At 71.2% G+C, this 15,381-nt stretch carries 20 protein-coding genes; 9 read left to right on the top strand and 11 right to left on the bottom strand.

Annotated features, from left to right (window positions below; translation table 11 throughout):
• Nucleotides 1–41: 41 nt before the first annotated feature.
• From EDF31_RS00550 to EDF31_RS19795, 5 genes are all read left to right on the top strand, one after another.
• On the top strand, nt 42–344 hold the full coding sequence (locus tag EDF31_RS00550) for a hypothetical protein (RefSeq protein ID WP_131844797.1): 303 nt from the start codon (nt 42–44) through the stop codon (nt 342–344).
• Nucleotides 325–540 carry a hypothetical protein gene (locus EDF31_RS00555; RefSeq protein WP_123294902.1) on the top strand — a complete coding sequence of 72 codons (216 nt, stop codon included), beginning with the start codon at nt 325–327 and terminating at the stop codon, nt 538–540. The genes EDF31_RS00550 and EDF31_RS00555 overlap by 20 nt, the downstream gene beginning before the upstream one ends.
• Nucleotides 541–573: 33 nt before the next feature.
• Nucleotides 574–1,257 carry a fumarylacetoacetate hydrolase family protein gene (locus EDF31_RS00560; RefSeq protein ID WP_131844798.1) on the top strand — a complete coding sequence of 228 codons (684 nt, stop codon included), beginning with the start codon at nt 574–576 and terminating at the stop codon, nt 1,255–1,257.
• A gap of 160 nt (nt 1,258–1,417) precedes the next feature.
• A complete protein-coding gene (locus EDF31_RS00565) occupies nt 1,418–2,410 on the top strand; it encodes a TIM barrel protein (RefSeq protein ID WP_165901279.1) in 993 nt (330 codons plus the stop codon).
• An 11-nt stretch (nt 2,411–2,421) separates the two neighbouring features.
• Nucleotides 2,422–2,598, top strand: a complete 177-nt coding sequence (locus EDF31_RS19795) for a hypothetical protein (protein WP_165901280.1) — start codon at nt 2,422–2,424, stop codon at nt 2,596–2,598.
• Nucleotides 2,599–2,601: 3 nt separating this feature from the next.
• Here the strand turns inward: EDF31_RS19795 and EDF31_RS00570 are convergent, their stop codons facing one another.
• The 6 genes from EDF31_RS00570 to EDF31_RS00590 form a co-directional block, all read right to left on the bottom strand.
• Nucleotides 2,602–2,931: a hypothetical protein gene (locus tag EDF31_RS00570; protein ID WP_131844800.1), complete on the bottom strand. Its 330-nt coding sequence runs from the start codon at nt 2,929–2,931 to the stop codon at nt 2,602–2,604.
• On the bottom strand, nt 2,928–3,497 hold the full coding sequence (locus tag EDF31_RS00575; protein WP_123937329.1) for a hypothetical protein: 570 nt from the start codon (nt 3,495–3,497) through the stop codon (nt 2,928–2,930). The genes EDF31_RS00570 and EDF31_RS00575 overlap by 4 nt, the downstream gene beginning before the upstream one ends.
• Nucleotides 3,494–4,108, bottom strand: coding sequence for an RNA polymerase sigma factor (locus EDF31_RS00580; RefSeq protein WP_243649780.1), 615 nt, complete (start codon nt 4,106–4,108; stop codon nt 3,494–3,496). Before EDF31_RS00580 ends, EDF31_RS00575 begins: the two co-directional genes overlap by 4 nt.
• Nucleotides 4,109–4,261: 153 nt before the next feature.
• Nucleotides 4,262–4,417 (bottom strand): hypothetical protein, encoded by a 156-nt coding sequence (locus EDF31_RS19800; protein ID WP_159570798.1) that lies wholly within the window; start codon nt 4,415–4,417, stop codon nt 4,262–4,264.
• Between the two features lie 178 nt (nt 4,418–4,595).
• Nucleotides 4,596–7,112 carry an ATP-dependent DNA ligase gene (locus EDF31_RS00585; RefSeq protein WP_131844801.1) on the bottom strand — a complete coding sequence of 839 codons (2,517 nt, stop codon included), beginning with the start codon at nt 7,110–7,112 and terminating at the stop codon, nt 4,596–4,598.
• Nucleotides 7,109–7,999 carry an SDR family oxidoreductase gene (locus EDF31_RS00590; protein ID WP_131844802.1) on the bottom strand — a complete coding sequence of 297 codons (891 nt, stop codon included), beginning with the start codon at nt 7,997–7,999 and terminating at the stop codon, nt 7,109–7,111. The genes EDF31_RS00585 and EDF31_RS00590 overlap by 4 nt, the downstream gene beginning before the upstream one ends.
• A gap of 106 nt (nt 8,000–8,105) precedes the next feature.
• On the opposite strand from EDF31_RS00590, the gene EDF31_RS00595 reads away from it, so the two are divergent.
• The 4 genes from EDF31_RS00595 (at nt 8,106) to EDF31_RS00610 (ending at nt 10,787) form a co-directional block, all read left to right on the top strand.
• Nucleotides 8,106–9,113, top strand: coding sequence for a Ku protein (locus tag EDF31_RS00595; protein ID WP_131844803.1), 1,008 nt, complete (start codon nt 8,106–8,108; stop codon nt 9,111–9,113).
• 70 nt (nt 9,114–9,183) lie between these two features.
• Nucleotides 9,184–9,564, top strand: coding sequence for a hypothetical protein (locus EDF31_RS00600; protein ID WP_123937326.1), 381 nt, complete (start codon nt 9,184–9,186; stop codon nt 9,562–9,564).
• Complete coding sequence (locus EDF31_RS00605; RefSeq protein WP_131844804.1) at nt 9,564–10,127, top strand: hypothetical protein; 564 nt, start codon at nt 9,564–9,566, stop codon at nt 10,125–10,127. The genes EDF31_RS00600 and EDF31_RS00605 overlap by 1 nt, the downstream gene beginning before the upstream one ends.
• A gap of 48 nt (nt 10,128–10,175) precedes the next feature.
• Nucleotides 10,176–10,787 (top strand): antibiotic biosynthesis monooxygenase, encoded by a 612-nt coding sequence (locus EDF31_RS00610; protein ID WP_123294891.1) that lies wholly within the window; start codon nt 10,176–10,178, stop codon nt 10,785–10,787.
• Here EDF31_RS00610 and EDF31_RS00615 read toward each other — a convergent pair.
• From EDF31_RS00615 to EDF31_RS00635, 5 genes are read right to left on the bottom strand one after another with little or no spacing between them, the layout of a single operon-like run.
• A complete protein-coding gene (locus EDF31_RS00615) occupies nt 10,784–11,395 on the bottom strand; it encodes a helix-turn-helix domain-containing protein (protein WP_131844805.1) in 612 nt (203 codons plus the stop codon). The two genes, EDF31_RS00610 and EDF31_RS00615, sit on opposite strands and share 4 nt — an antisense overlap.
• Entirely contained in the window at nt 11,392–12,099 is a 708-nt protein-coding gene (locus tag EDF31_RS00620; protein ID WP_131844806.1) for a DUF998 domain-containing protein, read from the bottom strand. The genes EDF31_RS00615 and EDF31_RS00620 overlap by 4 nt, the downstream gene beginning before the upstream one ends.
• A gap of 19 nt (nt 12,100–12,118) precedes the next feature.
• The gene (locus EDF31_RS00625) at nt 12,119–13,063 is read right to left on the bottom strand and encodes a Ppx/GppA phosphatase family protein (protein WP_131844807.1); all 945 of its coding nucleotides are present in this window, start codon (nt 13,061–13,063) and stop codon (nt 12,119–12,121) included.
• 30 nt (nt 13,064–13,093) lie between these two features.
• Nucleotides 13,094–13,954 (bottom strand): ribokinase, encoded by an 861-nt coding sequence (locus tag EDF31_RS00630; protein WP_131844808.1) that lies wholly within the window; start codon nt 13,952–13,954, stop codon nt 13,094–13,096.
• The gene (locus tag EDF31_RS00635) at nt 13,951–15,381 is read right to left on the bottom strand and encodes an MFS transporter (protein ID WP_131844809.1); all 1,431 of its coding nucleotides are present in this window, start codon (nt 15,379–15,381) and stop codon (nt 13,951–13,953) included. Before EDF31_RS00635 ends, EDF31_RS00630 begins: the two co-directional genes overlap by 4 nt.

Below are 15,381 nucleotides of genomic sequence, written 5' to 3' on the forward strand. Positions count from 1 at the left end.
TCAGGGTGGTCCACATGGATGTCGCGTTGACGAGTGCGGTCGTGTCGGTGGTCGGGGCTCTCGTGGCCGTCGGCGCGTTGGTCGTGTCGGTCGTCGACGGGCGGGCCGGGCGGCGAAATACCGAGTTCTTGGGGCACCGGGATCTCTGGTGGCAGCGTTGGTCGTGGGTCGCCGACCGCGCGACCTCGGACGACGTGCGGCAGCGAGAGGCCGCGGCTGTCATGTCGGTCGCCCTGACCACCCGCGACTGGACGACCGCTGACGACCGCTGGGTCCGCCAGGCACTCGATGACCTGAAGACAGCGACGAACGAAGGGACGAACGATGATCTCGAAGCTCAGTGACCGGGACTTCAAGTACTGGCTGGACGGACGTGAGCTCACCACGCCAGCGCTGCTCGCCGATCCGCACTACGGCCCCATGATGCGGGCGAAGGGCGCCGAGGAGGAGCTCCGCCAGGCACGGATCGAGTGGCGCGAACGGCAGGAGCGCGCCCGCGCGCGGAAGCTCAAGTACGAGGCGTCCTTCGGTGAGAGCTGAACCGACGCCCTGCGAGCCTGCCACGCTGAGACCGTGACCGACCTCGTCATCCCGGCCCCGAGCCTCCCGACCGTCCCCACGACCACGGGCGCACGCTTCCCCGTCCGACGCGTCTTCTGCGTCGGTCGGAACTACGCGGCGCACGCACGCGAGATGGGTCACGACCCAGATCGCGAGCCGCCGTTCTTCTTCACCAAGCCGGCGGACGCCGTCGTCGTCGACGACGCGGACACCCCGTACCCGCCGCAGACGGCGCAGCTCGAGCACGAGGTCGAACTGGTCGTCGCGATCGGCACCGGCGGCGCGGACATCGGCGTCGACGACGCGCTCACCCACGTCTGGGGCTACGCGGTGGGCATCGACCTCACCCGACGCGATCTCCAGGCCGAGGCCAAGCGTCTCGGTCGGCCCTGGGACACGGCGAAGGGGTTCGACGCCTCGGCACCGATCGGCGCGATCGTCCCGGCGCAGGGCATCGACCCGACGGCTGGTGCGATCGAGCTCGTCGTCGACGGCGAACGACGGCAGGTCGGTGACCTGGCCGAGCAGATCTGGTCGGTGGCCGAGACGATCGCGGCGCTGTCGCGGTCGGTGACGCTCGCCCCCGGCGACCTGCTCATGACGGGGACGCCCGAGGGGGTCGGGGTCCTGGAGCGCGGTCAGCTCGTCGTCGGCACGATCGCCGGCATCGGCACGGTCCGCACCCGCATCGTCTGACCGGCGTTTCCGCAGTGTGACGCGCCGCTGGGAGGGCTCGCAGACACGCCGGGTATCCCTGGAGCGACGCCAGGTGGGGATCGCGGCGTCGCACACACGGGGCAGGACCATCGCGACGGGCGTCTGCAGCTGCTCCGGGATGACGGAGGTACGGGCCGTGATGGAACACGATCTGCTGGCGACGTCGTGGACGTGGGCGGGCGACGAGCCCATCAGCGAACGGGTCCACGCGGTCGGTGCCGCTGGGTTCGCCGGACTCTCGTTGTCGCTCGACGACCTGCACGAGGTGCGTGCGACGACGGGCTTCGCCGAACTCCGCCGCATGCTCGACGGTGCGGGGATCGTCTGGGTCCAGTTGGGGCCGCTCGACCGCTGGTGGACGTGCACGAGCCGGACCGACGACGACGCCGCCGACCGCGGGGTGGTCCTCGAGGCCGCCGCGGCGCTCCGCGCCTGGCAGGTGATCGCTCGTGCCGACACGACGTTGCCCGGCGCTTCACCGATCACCATGGCCGACGACTGGACCGTGTTGGCCGACCAGGCTGCGGCCGTCGGCGCGCAGCTCGTCCTCGAACCCGAGCCGTGGTCGAACCTGCCGACGATCGAACGGGCCTCGCGGTTCGTCGCAGCGGCGGGTCACCCGAACGGCGGGCTGCTGCTCGACGCGATGCACACCCTGCGGAGCGGGTCCACGTTGGCGTCGATCCGCCAGGCGGTCGCGCCCGCGACGCTCGCGGCGGTCGAACTGAGCGACGGGCTCCTGCACACCCCGGCCGGCATGACCCTGTCCGAAGAAGCCCGCGAGGCACGGTACCTGCCCGGAGCGGGCGCGTGGGACCTGCCGGGGCTCGTGCGCACCGTCCGGGAGCTCGGCTTCGACGAGCCGTGGGGCGTCGAGGTCCGGACCCCCGGCCACCGGGCGATGCCGATCGGCGACGCCCTGCGGACGGCCGCTGCGGCGACGCGCGCCGTACTCGATGCGGCGGACGCGTACGGCGCACCGGCCGCGCCGGCGATGCCCTCGTCACCGGCTCCGACCTCAGCGGTCGACTTCGAACCGCCCCACCCGAGGACCGATCCGCGGGGCAGGACACACTGGGGATCGCACCGCCCGGCCGGACGCCGGGACGCCGACACAGGCACGCCCGCGTAGCCTCCTGGAGCATGAGCGACCAGACTGCACACGACGACGACCTCCTCCGCCGCTCGCAGGAGTCCATCGACGAGGCCAAGGCCGCTGCGGCCGAGGTGTCCGAGCCCGGCGAGGACGAGCTCGTCGACGAGGACCTCCCCGTCGCGGACGACGCCGAGCCGTCGGACGGACCGGCACCGGCCGCCTGACGCTCAGTCGATCTCGACGACGCGGACGGTGACGTCGGAGGGCGATGCCCCGAGGGCGTGGCGCGCTGCGGTCACGACGGCGTCACGCACGGCCCGGATGACCGTGATCGTCGGCACGGCCCGGTCGGTCGTGACGACCACGCGGATCCGCGCCCCGTCCGGGCGGTCCTGCACGAGCACGGCCCCACCGTCCCGCGGGATCTCGAGCACGGAGCGGACGTCGCGGACGAGCGTGGCGAGCCCGGGTCCGGGCGGCAGGACCGACCGGACGCCCGGCACCGCGAGGACGACGGAGGTGAGTTCGCGGGAGAGCACCCGGACGTCCGCGGTCACGGTGTGCCCCCGACCACGACGTCGGCGACGCGAACGACGACACTGCGGATCCGGAACGGTGCGTGCGCGCCGAGCACCGACGTGATGTGCGCCCGGAGCGCCTCGGCACGGTCCGACACCGATGCCTCGAGCGTGGCCACGATGGTGACGTCGACGTCCACGGCCCCGCCGGGGACCCCGACGTCCCCGCTGAACCGGGTCCGCCGGACGACGACACCGGGCACGTCGTCACCGAGGGTGCGGACGAGTCCGCGCAGAGCCCCCTCGGTCACGACCAGGTGCGCGGCCGGATCGTCGTCGGGGACGGGGATGTCCCGTCCGGCGTGGGCGGTCGTCCGGATGGACGCGAGCACCGAGCTGATCCAGCGCTCGTCGCCGTCCGCCGATGCCTCGGTGTCGAGCAGGTCCCGTGATGCCACCCGCAGGGCCTGCAGCCGCTCGAGTGCGGCGACGGCTTCGGGATCACCCTCGATGTCCGCCCGGACAGGCGTCCGGTCGGCGTCGAGGTAGTCGGAGAGTTCGTCCAGCGTGAAGGCACCGTGACGGTCGTCGACGTCGTCGGTCATCGCCACCCCTCCATCTGTTCGAGCACGTGTCGCCGCGCACGTGCGAGCAGCCCGCGGACGGTCGGCGCGGGCAACCCGGTCGCCTCGGCGATCTCGGCGTAGGGCGCCCCACCCACCTCGCGCATCACCCAGACGGCGCGCTGTGCATCCGGGAGTGCCTGCACGATACGCGCGAGTTCCCGCACCTGCATCCGGGTGGCGACCACCTCGTCGACGGGTCGTTCGTCCGGGGCGTCGACCATCGCTTCGAGGTCGGCGTGCGGGTGCCGCCCGCGGAGCCGGTCGAGGGCCTTGTTGGCCGCGATCCGGAAGAGCCAGTTGCGCACCCGATCCGGGTCCTCGACCCGGTCGATGCGCTGCCAGGCCTGCAGTGCGGCTTCCTGGACGGCGTCGTCGGCCTCGCCGTCGCCGTACCCGAGGATCCGAGCCGCGTAGGCCCGCATGTGCGGTCCGTACCGACGGATCAGCACCCCGAACGCGGCCGTGTCGCCGTCGGCGCTGCGCTCGACGAGCGAGGCGTCGGACAACGCCGCGAGGGCTTCGTCGCTGGACAGGAGCAGCTCCTCTTCGCGGATCTCGGATTCTCGTGTGACGAATCGGGTGTTCGTCACGTCCTTAGTACGTGCCTACCAGGTACGCCTCCGCGCGCCTGGTGCGAGCGCGCCGTGGCCGGCCATCCCTGAAGGGTCGGTCACGGTGCTTCGACGGCGGCCCGTGCGCTCCCTGATCCGGTGCACGGGCCGTCTTCTCCCCCGCCCCGGCGGCTACTCGTCGGTCTCGTCGGCGAGGAAGTCCGCGTAGGTCGCTTCGGTGTCGGTCACCACGGCCCCCGGATCGACCGGGATCCGTGCGGCACGATCCCCGTTGATCGCGACGCGTTCCTCGGCCGTGTACGGCGGCAGGTACTTGCTCGAGCTCATCCCCAGGCCCTTTCGTCCCGGCGAACGTAACAGTCGGCGGCGGACCGGCGGCCGGACGGGTGGAAACGTCCCCCGCCCGGGCGCCGGACGGGGGACGGAATTTCGCCACGGGCGGACCCCATGCGCACGCATCAGCGCGTTCGCGAGCTGGCACAGGGCGGCCGGTCCGGCGAGCAGGTCAGTGCTCGCGCACCACGTCCTCGGGGTCCTTGTCCGGCCGCCAGCCCCGCCAGGACGGCTGCCGCAGGCGTCCGTCACCGGTCCACTCGGCGAACTCGACCTCGCCCACCCGCTTCGGCGTCACCCAGTGCGCGTCCCGTGCGTCGATCCGGGGCACGTCGACGAACGGCGAGGTCTTCCGGTCGAGCGGTCGCAGCGCTGCGGCGATCTCGTCGAGGTCGCGGTCACGGAACCCGGTGCCGACCTTGCCGACGTACTCGAGACCGTCCGGACCGGGCACGCCGAGCAACAACGAGCCGATCCCGCCCGCTCGACGACCACTGCCAGGCTTCCACCCACCGACCACGACTTCCTGCGTGGCGTGGTGCTTCAGCTTCAGCCAGGCCTCGGACCGCCTGCCCTCGGCGTACTTCGAGCTGCGCTTCTTCGCGACGACCCCTTCGAGGCCCTGCTCCTGCGACGACGCCATCACGCCGTCGAGGTCACCCTGCGAGGCCGGCGGCACGTCGATCGCCCCGCCGGGCTCGACGACCGTCTCGAGCGCTTGCCGCCGGGCGTCGTACGCCAGGCGGGTGAGTTCGTGCCCGTCGGCCTCGAGCACGTCGAAGAGCAGGAACCGCACGGGAGTCGTCTGCTGCGCCGCCCGCACCTCGCGCGCCTTCGTCAGGCCCATCCGGTTCTGCAGGAGCTGGAAGCTCGGGCGCCCCCGGTCGTCGAACGCGACGATCTCGCCGTCGAAGACGCCGTCGACCCCGGCACGGTCGCCGAGTTCCTGCAGTTCCGGGTACTGCTCCGTCAGGTCGTTGTCGTTCCGGCTCCGCAGTGTGACCGAGCCGTCCCGGACGGTGGCGAGCGCGCGGACGCCGTCCCACTTCATCTCGAACGCCCAGTCGGCCGGGTCCAGCCGGGGTGCGTCCTTCGCCAGGGTGGCCTGCATGGTCCGTCGGTCCCCCGGAGCGGTGTCCGCGGGGCTGGCTCCGCTGATGCGCCGCTGTCCGTCTCGGTGCGCGGCAGAGGGACGGGAGGCCCGCCCCGCGTCCGTCGCGCCGCCGGCGTCCGCCAGCTTGTCGGGTTGCTCCTTCGTGCGGTGGATGAGCCAGTTCTTCTCGTCGCCCGCTCCGCCCCGGCCGCGGGTGTGCAGGAGCGCCAGTCGGCGAGCGCCGCCGGTCCGACCGTGCAGGGTGACGATGACCTCTTCGCTCTCGCGCCACTTCTCGAGCTCGTAGGTGCCGTCGTCCCAGAGCGTGACCGTGCCGCCGCCGTACTCGTCCTTCGGGATCGTGCCCTCGAACGCGCCGTACTCGAGCGGGTGATCCTCGGTCTGCACGGCCAGGTGGTTCTTGCCCGGGTCGGTCGGTTCGCCCTTGGGAAATGCCCAGCTCACCAGCACACCGTCGTGCTCCAGCCGGAAGTCGTAGTGGTCGCGGGTGGCGTGGTGCTCTTGGATCACGAACGTCGGGGTGCCGTCCTTCCGGACCGTGGGGGCTCCTTCGGGCACCGGCTCCGGCGTCTTCGAGGCGTCGCGCTTCGCGCGGTAGGCGGTGAGCCGGTCGCGAGCCGGCTGCTCGGCCTCGTTCGCACGCTCGGTCCGGTCGCTGTCCCAGTGACCGTGGTCGTCGCGCCCGACGGCAAGCGAGGCGGAGGCGACCGGGTGCAGGTGGTCCCCGTGCGCCTGCAGGCGTTCGAGGACCTCGTCCAACGTGAGCTGCGCGAGCCCGCGTTCCTCGAGTTCCTTCCAGGTGCGGGGTGCTGCGACCGTCGGCCGCTCGCGGCCGCGCAGCGAGTACGGCGCGATCGTCGTCTTGTTGCCGTTGTTCTGCGACCAGTCGACGAACACCTTGCCCGTCCGCTCGGCCCGGCTCATCGACGACAGCACCAGGTCGGGCAGGTCGTGCTCGAGCGCCTTCGCGAGTTCGTGCGCGACGTCGGAGACGTTCGCCGTGGTCGACCGGCCGTCGAGGGCGGCGTAGAGGTGGATCCCCTTCGAACCGGAGGTCACCGGGTACGGGTCGAGCCCCATGCCGTGCAGGATCTCGCGTGCCGCGACCGCCACCTCGACGCACTCGGGCAGGCCGACGCCCTCGCCGGGGTCCAGGTCGAGCACGAGCCGGTCCGGGTTCTGCTGCCCACCGCGCGGGCCGAACCGCCACTGCGGCACGTGCAGCTCCAGCGCGGCCTGCTGCGCCATCCACACGAGGGTCGGCAGGTCGTCGACGATCGGGTACTCGTTGTCGTGCTCGGAGTGGTGGATGGTGTGGTGGCGGACCCAGTCGGGCGCGGAGTCCGGCAGGTTCTTCTCGAAGAAGACCTTGCCGTCGACGCCGTTCGCCCACCGCTTCCGGGTCACTGGACGGTCCTTGACGTGCGGGATCATCCACGGCGCCACACGCTCGTAGTACTCGATCACCCGCCCCTTGGTCGTGCCGGTCTCGGGGTAGAGCACCTTGTCCGTGTTCGTCAGCGCCAGTCGCCGATCGCCGACCAGGACGACGGTCTTGCGGGCCGCCGGACTCACAGCGCCACCCCGGTCGCTCCCGCCACCGTCAGGGTCGTGCCCGAGGTGTACGACGACTCCGGCCCCGCCAGGTACACGTAGGCGCTGCCGAGCTCGACGGGCTGCGCCGGCCGGCCGAAGGGGGTGTCCTGGCCGTACCGTGCGATCTCGTCGCCCGGGTAGCTGATCGGCTGCAGCGGCGTCCACACGGGCCCGGGCACCACGGTGTTCGCCCGGATGCCCTTCGCCGCGAGCTGCCGCGCGAGGCCGTTGGTGTAGGTGGTGATCGCGGCCTTCGTCGCCGCGTAGTCGATCATGCGGTCCTGCGGTTGGTACGCGGACACCGAACTCGTCGTCACGATCGCGCTGCCCGGCGCCATGTGCGGCACGGCTGCCCGGACCAGCCAGAACAGCGAGTACAGGTTGACCTTCATCGTGCGGTCGAAGTCCTCGGTCGACTGCTCGGTGACGTCCTCGTGCACCAGCTGGTGTCCGGCGACCAGGACGAGGGCGTCCAGCCCGCCGAGGTCGCGTACCGCCGTCCGGACGAGTTCGTCGCAGAAGCCCTCGTCCGTCAGGTCACCGGGCAGCATCACGGTGTTGCGACCGAGGTCGGCGATGACGTCACGGACCTCGGTCAGGTCGTCGATCTCCTCGGGCAGGGAGTTCAGTGCGACGTCAGCCCCTTCCTTCGCCATCGCGATCGCCGCGGCTCGGCCGATGCCGGAGTCGGCACCCGTGACGAGCACGCGGTACCCCCGCATGCGCCCCGTGCCGAGGTAGGAGACCTCGCCGTGGTCGGGCGGCGGGTCCATCGCACTGGCCAGCCCGGACCCCTGCTGCGTCTGCGCGGGAAACGGCGGCCTGGCGAACTGCGAGCGCGGGTCCTGCTTGTCGAGCTGGCTCATGCGCCCATCGTGCTCGCGTCGACCGGTCGACGGTCCAGCGAACCCGGACCTGTGGAGAACCCGTCGGCTGCGGGCGCTCCCGTGCGGACACGGGCATCATGTGCGCATGAGGTCGATCTGGAAGGGCTCCATCGCGTTCGGGCTCGTCAACGTGCCCATCAAGGTGTACGCGGCCACCGAGACCCACGACGTGTCCCTGCACCAGGTCCACGACGAGGACAAGGGCCGCATCCGCTACAAGCGCGTCTGCGAGTTCGGCCACGAGGTCGAGTACGCCGACATCCAGCGTGCCTACGACGACGGTGACAAGACCGTGGTGCTGACCGCGGACGACTTCAAGCAGCTCCCCGAGGAGCAGTCGCACGAGGTCGAGGTGCTCGAGTTCGTCCCCGTCGATCAGGTCGACCCGATGATGTTCGAGAAGACGTACTACCTGGAGCCCGACTCGCGCTCGCCGAAGGCCTACGTGCTGCTGCGCGAGACCCTGGCGAAGACCGACCGGCTCGCGATCGTGCAGTTCACGCTGCGCCAGAAGACCCGGCTCGGCGTGCTGCGCGTCCACGACGACGTGATCCTGCTGCAGGGGCTGCTGTGGGGCGACGAGGTCCGAGCCGCCGACTTCACGGCGCTGGACTCGTCGGTGAAGGTCAGCGCGAACGAACTGAAGATGTCCTCGTCGCTCGTCGAGAGCATGTCGACGGACTTCGATCCCGACCGCTACACCGACTCCTACCAAGAGGAACTGCAGCAGCTCATCGACGCCAAGCTCGACGCCGGTGACGACATCGACACCGAGAAGACGTTCGGCGCGAAGGACGACGAGGACGACGAGGGCGAGGGCGGTGACGTCCTCGACCTGATGGCCGCACTGCGTGCGTCCGTGGACAAGAAGCGGACAGGAGGCTCGGGGTCGCGTTCGTCGTCCAGCTCGCGTTCGTCGTCGGGTTCCGACTCGAGCACGTCCGGCTCGACGAAGAAGGCACCGGCCGCCAAGAAGACTGCGCCCGCGAAGGCCACCGAGAAGGCCCCCGCGAAGAAGACCCCGGCGAAGAAGACCCCGGCGAAGAAGCCCGCGGCCAAGAAGGCGCCCGCCGAGAAGAAGCAGGCGAGCTAGGCGTCTTCACTGCTGCGCAGTGTGATGTGATCCGGGGTGTGATCTGGGGTGTGAGTGGTAAGTTGCAAGCATGCGCACCACAGAGCTCCAGGCATTCGAACGCTCGATCCGCGCTGACCTCCCGGAGATCGTGGGTGACCTCCGCTCGGTTCTCGGCTCCAAGCTGGTCGCGTACATCGCGGGTGTGAACGAGACCCGAGCGGTGCAGCAATGGTCCGAAGCCGGGGGCCGACGGCCATCAAGCGTCGTCGAGCAGCGGCTGAAGCTCACGTTCCGCGTGGCCGAGTTCATCGCCGGGGTCGACGGAGAACGCGTTGCCCAAGCCTGGTTCCAGGGACTCAATCCGCGACTCGACGACGCTTCCCCGGCGCGGACCCTGCGCGAGGGCGACCTGGACGAAGTCGGCCCGAGGGTCTTGGACGCGGCCCGAGCGTTCGTGGCGAACGGCTGATGAAGCTCGAGGGCGACCTCGTCGCCTGCCGCCCCGACGGACCGGTGTGGCGCGTCGGTCGGAAGCCGACGCCGTGGGGTTGGTCCGATTGGAAGTGGGCAGACGGGGATGAGCTCTACCCGACGGGCCAAGCCGGTGTCGTACCGTCGACGTGGTTCCGAGAGCGGCTCCTCGCCCGCGCGGCGCTTTCCGGAGTGTTCTGCGACGTCGGCGCAGCTGCGACCGTGGCACAGCTCCGTCCGGAGTTCCTCGAGTCCGCGCAGCGGCTGGGGCTCGCGGACTTCGACGTCTCCGCCGTCCAGCAGGCGAAGCACCGGGCGCTGACGCAACGAGTTGGCCTGGCGATCTACTCACTCACCGACGAGGCGATGAACCCGGTGTTCGACGGAGTGCGGTTCCTTTCCCGGCACGGGTCCGACCTCGAGCTCTGGACGGTGTTCGAACGATCGGACGACGGGGACCGGAGCCGGTTGCTCCACGACGTCACAGCGGAACCGCTCCGAACGCACGATCCTGCAGTGATCGCGGCGATGCAGCTCCACGGCCTGTCAGCCGAGGACTGACCTCCTCGACGACACGAGCCGGTAACACGCGTCCGCGACACTGGTCGGATGACTCCACAAGAGCCAGGGAGCCTGCAGTCGTCACCCGAGACCGCCGGCCCGCCCGTCACCGTGTCCATCACCCGCCTGGTCGAACCCGACCGCATCCCCGAGGTCACCCACTGGGTGCAGTCCGGCGTGAACCTCGCCAACCGCTACCCGGGGTTCCTCGGCTCCGGGTGGGTGCGGTCCCGGGCGCAGTCCCGCGAGTGGCACATGCTCTACCGCTTCGCCGACCACGACTCGCTGGCCACGTGGGAGAACTCCGACGACCGGCTGCGCTGGCTCGACCTCGGTCGCGACCTGGTCGTGGAGTCCCGCGTCGAGAAGCGCACCGGCATCGAGGGCTGGTTCGACGTCCCGCAGGACGCCCCGGCATCGAGCGCTCCCCCGCGGTGGAAGCAGGCGGTGAGCATCTGGCTCGGCTTCTTCCCGGTGAACCTGGCGTTCACGATCGTCGTCGGGCTGCTCGTGCCGTCGTTCGCGGGACTCGCAGCGCTGCCGCGGGTGCTCATCACGACGCTCGTGCTCACACCGATCATGACGTTCTGGGTGCTGCCCTTCGTGACGAAGCTGATCCGTCCGTGGCTGCTCGCTCCGCCGAGGTCCGAGCGGGCTTAACCAACGACCCCGAGCGGCACGGGCTCACCGTGGCCGAGGGCGTCCCATCCGATCTGCAGCATGTGCGGCCGGGCCTCGGCGGCTGAGGCCTCGGTCTCGTACGTCAGCGCGAGCATCACGACCGCACCGAACGCGCCGGAGACCCGCGCCCGCCGATCGAGCGGGGTGGCCGTGGCGTCGGCCATGTCGATGCCGAACACGTCGAGGAGCGTCGCGGCGACCGGTTCGAGCCGGACGCCGACGTCGTCCCCGCGCCGCAGGGTGAACGCCGCGAGGGCGAGTTCCGCCCACCCCGGCCGGGCGAGTGCGAGGTCGGCGATCCCCGCGAGCGCCGCGGCGTCGCGGGACTCCCCCGCGGGGGCGGCGGCGGCAGCTGCCCGGATCGCCTCGGTCTGCACGGCGCACTGCGCGAGCGCGGCCTCGACGAGCAGCTCCTTGCTCGTGAACCGGGCGAGGATGCCCGCCTTCGAGTAGCCGGCCTGGTCGGCGACGGCCTGCACGGCGGTGTCCTTGATGCCGCGGCGGGCGATGAGTCCGGCGGTGATGTCCAGGACGTCCCCGTTGATCTCCTCGGCAGAGGGCCGAGCACGGCGCGCGGGGCGGGTCATGCGCGGACCGCCGCGGCTCGTGCCGCCCGCCGCCGGGTCCCCGCGACCAGCAGGGTGATCCCGGTCATGAGCTCCCACGCGACGATCGTGTACACGGACGCACGCTCCCACACGCCGTCGGGGAGCACGTCGATCACCGTCGACGACGAGTCCACGACGAGCATCACGAGGGAGACGAGGCCGAGGATCCCGAGCACGACGCTCGCGATCCGGTAGGCCGCCGGTGCCCGCAGCGCCCGGGACCCGATGCCGGCGGTGATCGCCACGAGGTTGCCGGTCGTGATCGCTGCCGCCGCGCCGAGCACGTGGAACACGATGGTGCCGCCGTCGGTGCTCGTCTGGCTGCCGTGGAACGAGCCGACCAGGACCATCCCGACCAGGTGGACCACGGCGAGGACCGCGGTCGCCACCCGCGCACGGCGGGACGCGGCACGGAACACCACGACGGCGAGCACCGCTGCGATCCCGAACAGGACGCCCTGCCCGATGAACGTCGTGTTCATGAGCACGTGCAGCGGTGAGTCGATGGACCGCCCCTCGAACGCGCCGACGTCGGGGACCCCGAGGTCGGAGATGTAGTTCGTCGCGTAGCTGTAGCCGGGGAACGCCGACGCCGAGACGGCTTCGCCGACGAGCCATCCGACTCCTGCGACCGCCCAGAGTGCGCCGGGGACGAGCGCACGGGGTGTGTCCGTTTTGGTCATGTACTGACCATAACGGTCACTACTGGGAGTTGCCCAGCACCGACAGCTGGTCGAGCCGCTCGAGGATCACGCCCTCGCGGAGCGCCCACGGGCAGATCTCCAGCGCCGGCAGGTCGAAGATGTCGAGGCAGGCCTCGGCCACCAGCGCTCCCGGCACCACCTGGTGTGCCCGGCTCGCCGAGACCCCGGGCAGCGTCGCGAGTTCGGCGACCGACATGGTCAGGAGCGCCGGCAGCTTCGAGCGGAGCACGTCGCCGTCGAGCACCCGCGGCACGAGCGGACCGGCACCCGAGGGCGCCGCCCCGCAGATCCGCGCGATCGACCGGAAGGTCTTCGAGGTCGCCACGGCACGGTCCGGCCGACCGGCGCGGAGCAACTTGCCGGCGTCGCGGGCGATCTCCACGCGGATCTCGTGCCGGATGCGGCGGACGTCGTCCTCCGTCGGGGTGCCCGCGGCGAAGTACGAGCGGGCGAGCCGTGCAGCACCGATCGGCATCGACCACGCGACGTCCGGAGCCTCGTCGGCGCCCCCGGCGATCTCGAGCGAGCCGCCGCCGATGTCGAACACCGCGAGCCGTCCGGCGGACCACCCGAACCACCGCCGGACCGCCAGGAACGTCAGTCGCGCCTCGTCCCCACCGGACAGCACGGCCAGTTCGACCCCGGTCGAGGCCTCGACGTGGGCGAGCACCTCGTCGGAGTTCACCGCGTCGCGCACGGCCGAGGTCGCGAACGCGAGCATGTCCTCGCAGCCGCGTTCCTCGGCGACGCGGACGGCGTCCGCGACGAACCGCGTCAGCGCGTCGACGCCCTCGGGCGTCACCGCGCCGGCGTCGTCGAGGTGCTCGGCCAGTCGGAGCGGCTGCTTGAACGAGGACGCCGGCAGCGGCGCGGCGCCGCCGTGGGCGTCCACCACGAGCAGGTGGCCGGTGTTGGACCCGATGTCGAGGACTCCCACGCGCATGCCACAACGCTAGCTGCCTGGAGGCCCGCCCTACGCCCGCAGGAACGCCTCGAGTTCCGCCGTGGTCGGGTACGAGGCCTGCGCGCCCGCCTTGGTCGCGGCGTACGCCCCGACCCCCACCGCGAACCGTGCGGCGTCGACGAGGGAGTCTCCCACCGCCAGCCGCAGGGCCACCGAACCCATGAAGGCGTCGCCGCAGCCCGTCGTGTCCACCGGCTCGACCCGGACGGCGTCGATCGACACCGGGTCCGCCTCACCGTCGTGCACGAGGCAGCCCGAGCCGCCGCGGGTGACGATCGAGCGCGCGACACCGTGCTCGCCGAGCGACTCGGCCTCGTGCTCGTTGACGAGCAGGACGTCGGTGAGCTCGAGCAGCTCGGCGGGGACGTCCCCGAACGGCGACAGGTTCGTCAGCACCGTGACCCCGGCGGCGTGCGCTGCCCGGGCTGCGGCGAGGACGACGTCGATCGAGACCTCGAGGCAGAGGCCGAGCACGCCGGCGTCGTCGAAGGCGTCGGCGGACACGTCGTCCGGCGTCAGCGTGCCGTTGGCGCCGGCGGAGATCACGATGGTGTTCTCCCCCGCGGCGTCGACCGTGATGACGGCGGTGCCGGTGGCCACGCCCTCCCGGACGGCGACGTGCGTCGTGTCCGCACCCGCAGCCGCGACGGAGTCGCGGAGCAGCGCACCGTTCCCGTCGTCGCCGACCGCGCCGATCATGCGGACCGTGCCCCCGAGCCTCCCGGCAGCCACCGCCTGGTTGGCGGACTTGCCACCCGGCAGGATCGCCAGGTCGGACCCGTGCAGGGTCTCACCGGGCTTCGGGAACCGCTCGGTCCGGACCACCAGGTCCGCGTTGAGCGATCCGACGATCACGATGGTCTGGGTCAACGGACGGTCTCCTTCTGCGGCGCGACGGACGTGGTCTCGGCGCTCTCCGGGCGGGGGATGAGGAACGAGATCGCGAGCGCGGCGGTCGTGATCACGGCACCGAGCAGCATGCCACCGGAGTACCCGGCGGTGCCCGCGGACCCGCCGACCCCAAGCGCGATCTGGAGCGCCGGCAGGACGGCGAAGCTGACCCCGGCACCGAGGTTGAATGCACCGGCGTTCAGACCGGGCAGGAATCCGGGGTTCGACTCCGGCGAGAGCACGATGCCCAGGCCGTTCAGGATGATGTTCGCGATGCCCGCGTACGTGATGCCGATCAGGACGGTCGCGGTGACCAGGACCGGCAGCGAGTGCACGCCCACCAGTGCCATCAGGACCGTCGAGACGATGCTGCCGATCAGGCCGAAGCGGAGCACGGCGCGGTAGCCGATGGTCGGCGCGAGGCGTCCGGCGAACGGACCGACGATCCAGCCGACCAGCGCGTACGGGGTGAGGAACACCAGCGAGGCGAGGTCGGGTTCCATGCCGAAGCCGGCGTCGCCGTTCTGCGCGAGCGACGTGACCAGGCCGTTCACGACCGCGAAGACGCCCGTCATGGTCAGGAACGTCGTCGCGAGGAGCGCCCACGTGGCACGGCGCTTCAGGAACCGGGTCTCGACGAGCGGCTCCTTCACGCGGGACTCGACCGCCCAGAACACCGCGAAGGCGGCGAGCGCGACGACGACACCGCCGATCACCAGTGCCGGGTTGGCGGCACCGAGCTTGCCGGCCTCGTTGAACGCGGTGAGCAGGGCCCCGACCGAGACGACGAGGGGCACGACACCGATCCAGTCCATCCGGGTACCGGCGGACGGCTTCGACTCCACACCCCACACGGCGACGAGCGCCAGCGCGATGACGGTGACGACGGCGATGACCCAGAAGATCCCGCGGAACCCGAAGTTCGTGGCGATCCAGCCACCGGCCAGGGCATCGACCCCGGCGATGCCGCCGTTCACGGCGGTGAGCAGACCGAGCGCGGCGCCGTAGCGCTTCGGGTCGGCGATCTCGTTGCGCAGGACGAGCAGGCAGATCGGGACGACCGGACCGGAGACACCCTGGATGATCCGGCCGGCGAACAGCATCGGCACGTTCACGGCGAGTGCGGCGACGATGCTGCCGACGAGCATCACGGCGAGCATGCCGATCAGGACGCGCTTGCGGCCGACGATGTCGGACAGGCGCGGCAGGAACAGCGAGAACAGTGCCGCGAGCGTGAAGTACAGGGTCTGCGAGAGCCCGATCGTGGCGTCGTCGGTCTTGAGCTCGCGCGCCATGGTGACCAGCGCAGGGCTGAGCATGCTCGCGTTGAGCTGGAACGCGATGCACGCTGCGAGGAGCGCCGCCGTGAGGGCGCCGATCGACTTCTTCGTCGATGTGGTGGTCAT

Origin of the sequence: Curtobacterium sp. PhB142 (genome assembly GCF_004341255.1) — a bacterium.
In the GTDB taxonomy this organism is placed as follows: domain Bacteria; phylum Actinomycetota; class Actinomycetes; order Actinomycetales; family Microbacteriaceae; genus Curtobacterium.

Excerpts from the sequence above, each read along its gene's own strand:
- EDF31_RS19795 (WP_165901280.1), top strand. The coding sequence starts at position 2,422 with ATGAGCGACCAGACTGCACACGACGACGACCTCCTCCGCCGCTCGCAG.
- EDF31_RS00615 (WP_131844805.1), bottom strand. The coding sequence starts at position 11,395 with ATGACCCGCCCCGCGCGCCGTGCTCGGCCCTCTGCCGAGGAGATCAAC.
- EDF31_RS00635 (WP_131844809.1), bottom strand. The coding sequence starts at position 15,381 with ATGACCACCACATCGACGAAGAAGTCGATCGGCGCCCTCACGGCGGCG.
- EDF31_RS00610 (WP_123294891.1), top strand. The coding sequence starts at position 10,176 with ATGACTCCACAAGAGCCAGGGAGCCTGCAGTCGTCACCCGAGACCGCC.
- EDF31_RS00575 (WP_123937329.1), bottom strand. The coding sequence starts at position 3,497 with ATGACCGACGACGTCGACGACCGTCACGGTGCCTTCACGCTGGACGAA.
- EDF31_RS00590 (WP_131844802.1), bottom strand. The coding sequence starts at position 7,999 with ATGAGCCAGCTCGACAAGCAGGACCCGCGCTCGCAGTTCGCCAGGCCG.
- EDF31_RS00605 (WP_131844804.1), top strand. The coding sequence starts at position 9,564 with ATGAAGCTCGAGGGCGACCTCGTCGCCTGCCGCCCCGACGGACCGGTG.
- EDF31_RS00625 (WP_131844807.1), bottom strand. The coding sequence starts at position 13,063 with ATGCGCGTGGGAGTCCTCGACATCGGGTCCAACACCGGCCACCTGCTC.
- EDF31_RS00555 (WP_123294902.1), top strand. The coding sequence starts at position 325 with ATGATCTCGAAGCTCAGTGACCGGGACTTCAAGTACTGGCTGGACGGA.
- EDF31_RS00565 (WP_165901279.1), top strand. The coding sequence starts at position 1,418 with ATGGAACACGATCTGCTGGCGACGTCGTGGACGTGGGCGGGCGACGAG.
- EDF31_RS00620 (WP_131844806.1), bottom strand. The coding sequence starts at position 12,099 with ATGACCAAAACGGACACACCCCGTGCGCTCGTCCCCGGCGCACTCTGG.
- EDF31_RS19800 (WP_159570798.1), bottom strand. The coding sequence starts at position 4,417 with ATGAGCTCGAGCAAGTACCTGCCGCCGTACACGGCCGAGGAACGCGTC.
- EDF31_RS00600 (WP_123937326.1), top strand. The coding sequence starts at position 9,184 with ATGCGCACCACAGAGCTCCAGGCATTCGAACGCTCGATCCGCGCTGAC.
- EDF31_RS00595 (WP_131844803.1), top strand. The coding sequence starts at position 8,106 with ATGAGGTCGATCTGGAAGGGCTCCATCGCGTTCGGGCTCGTCAACGTG.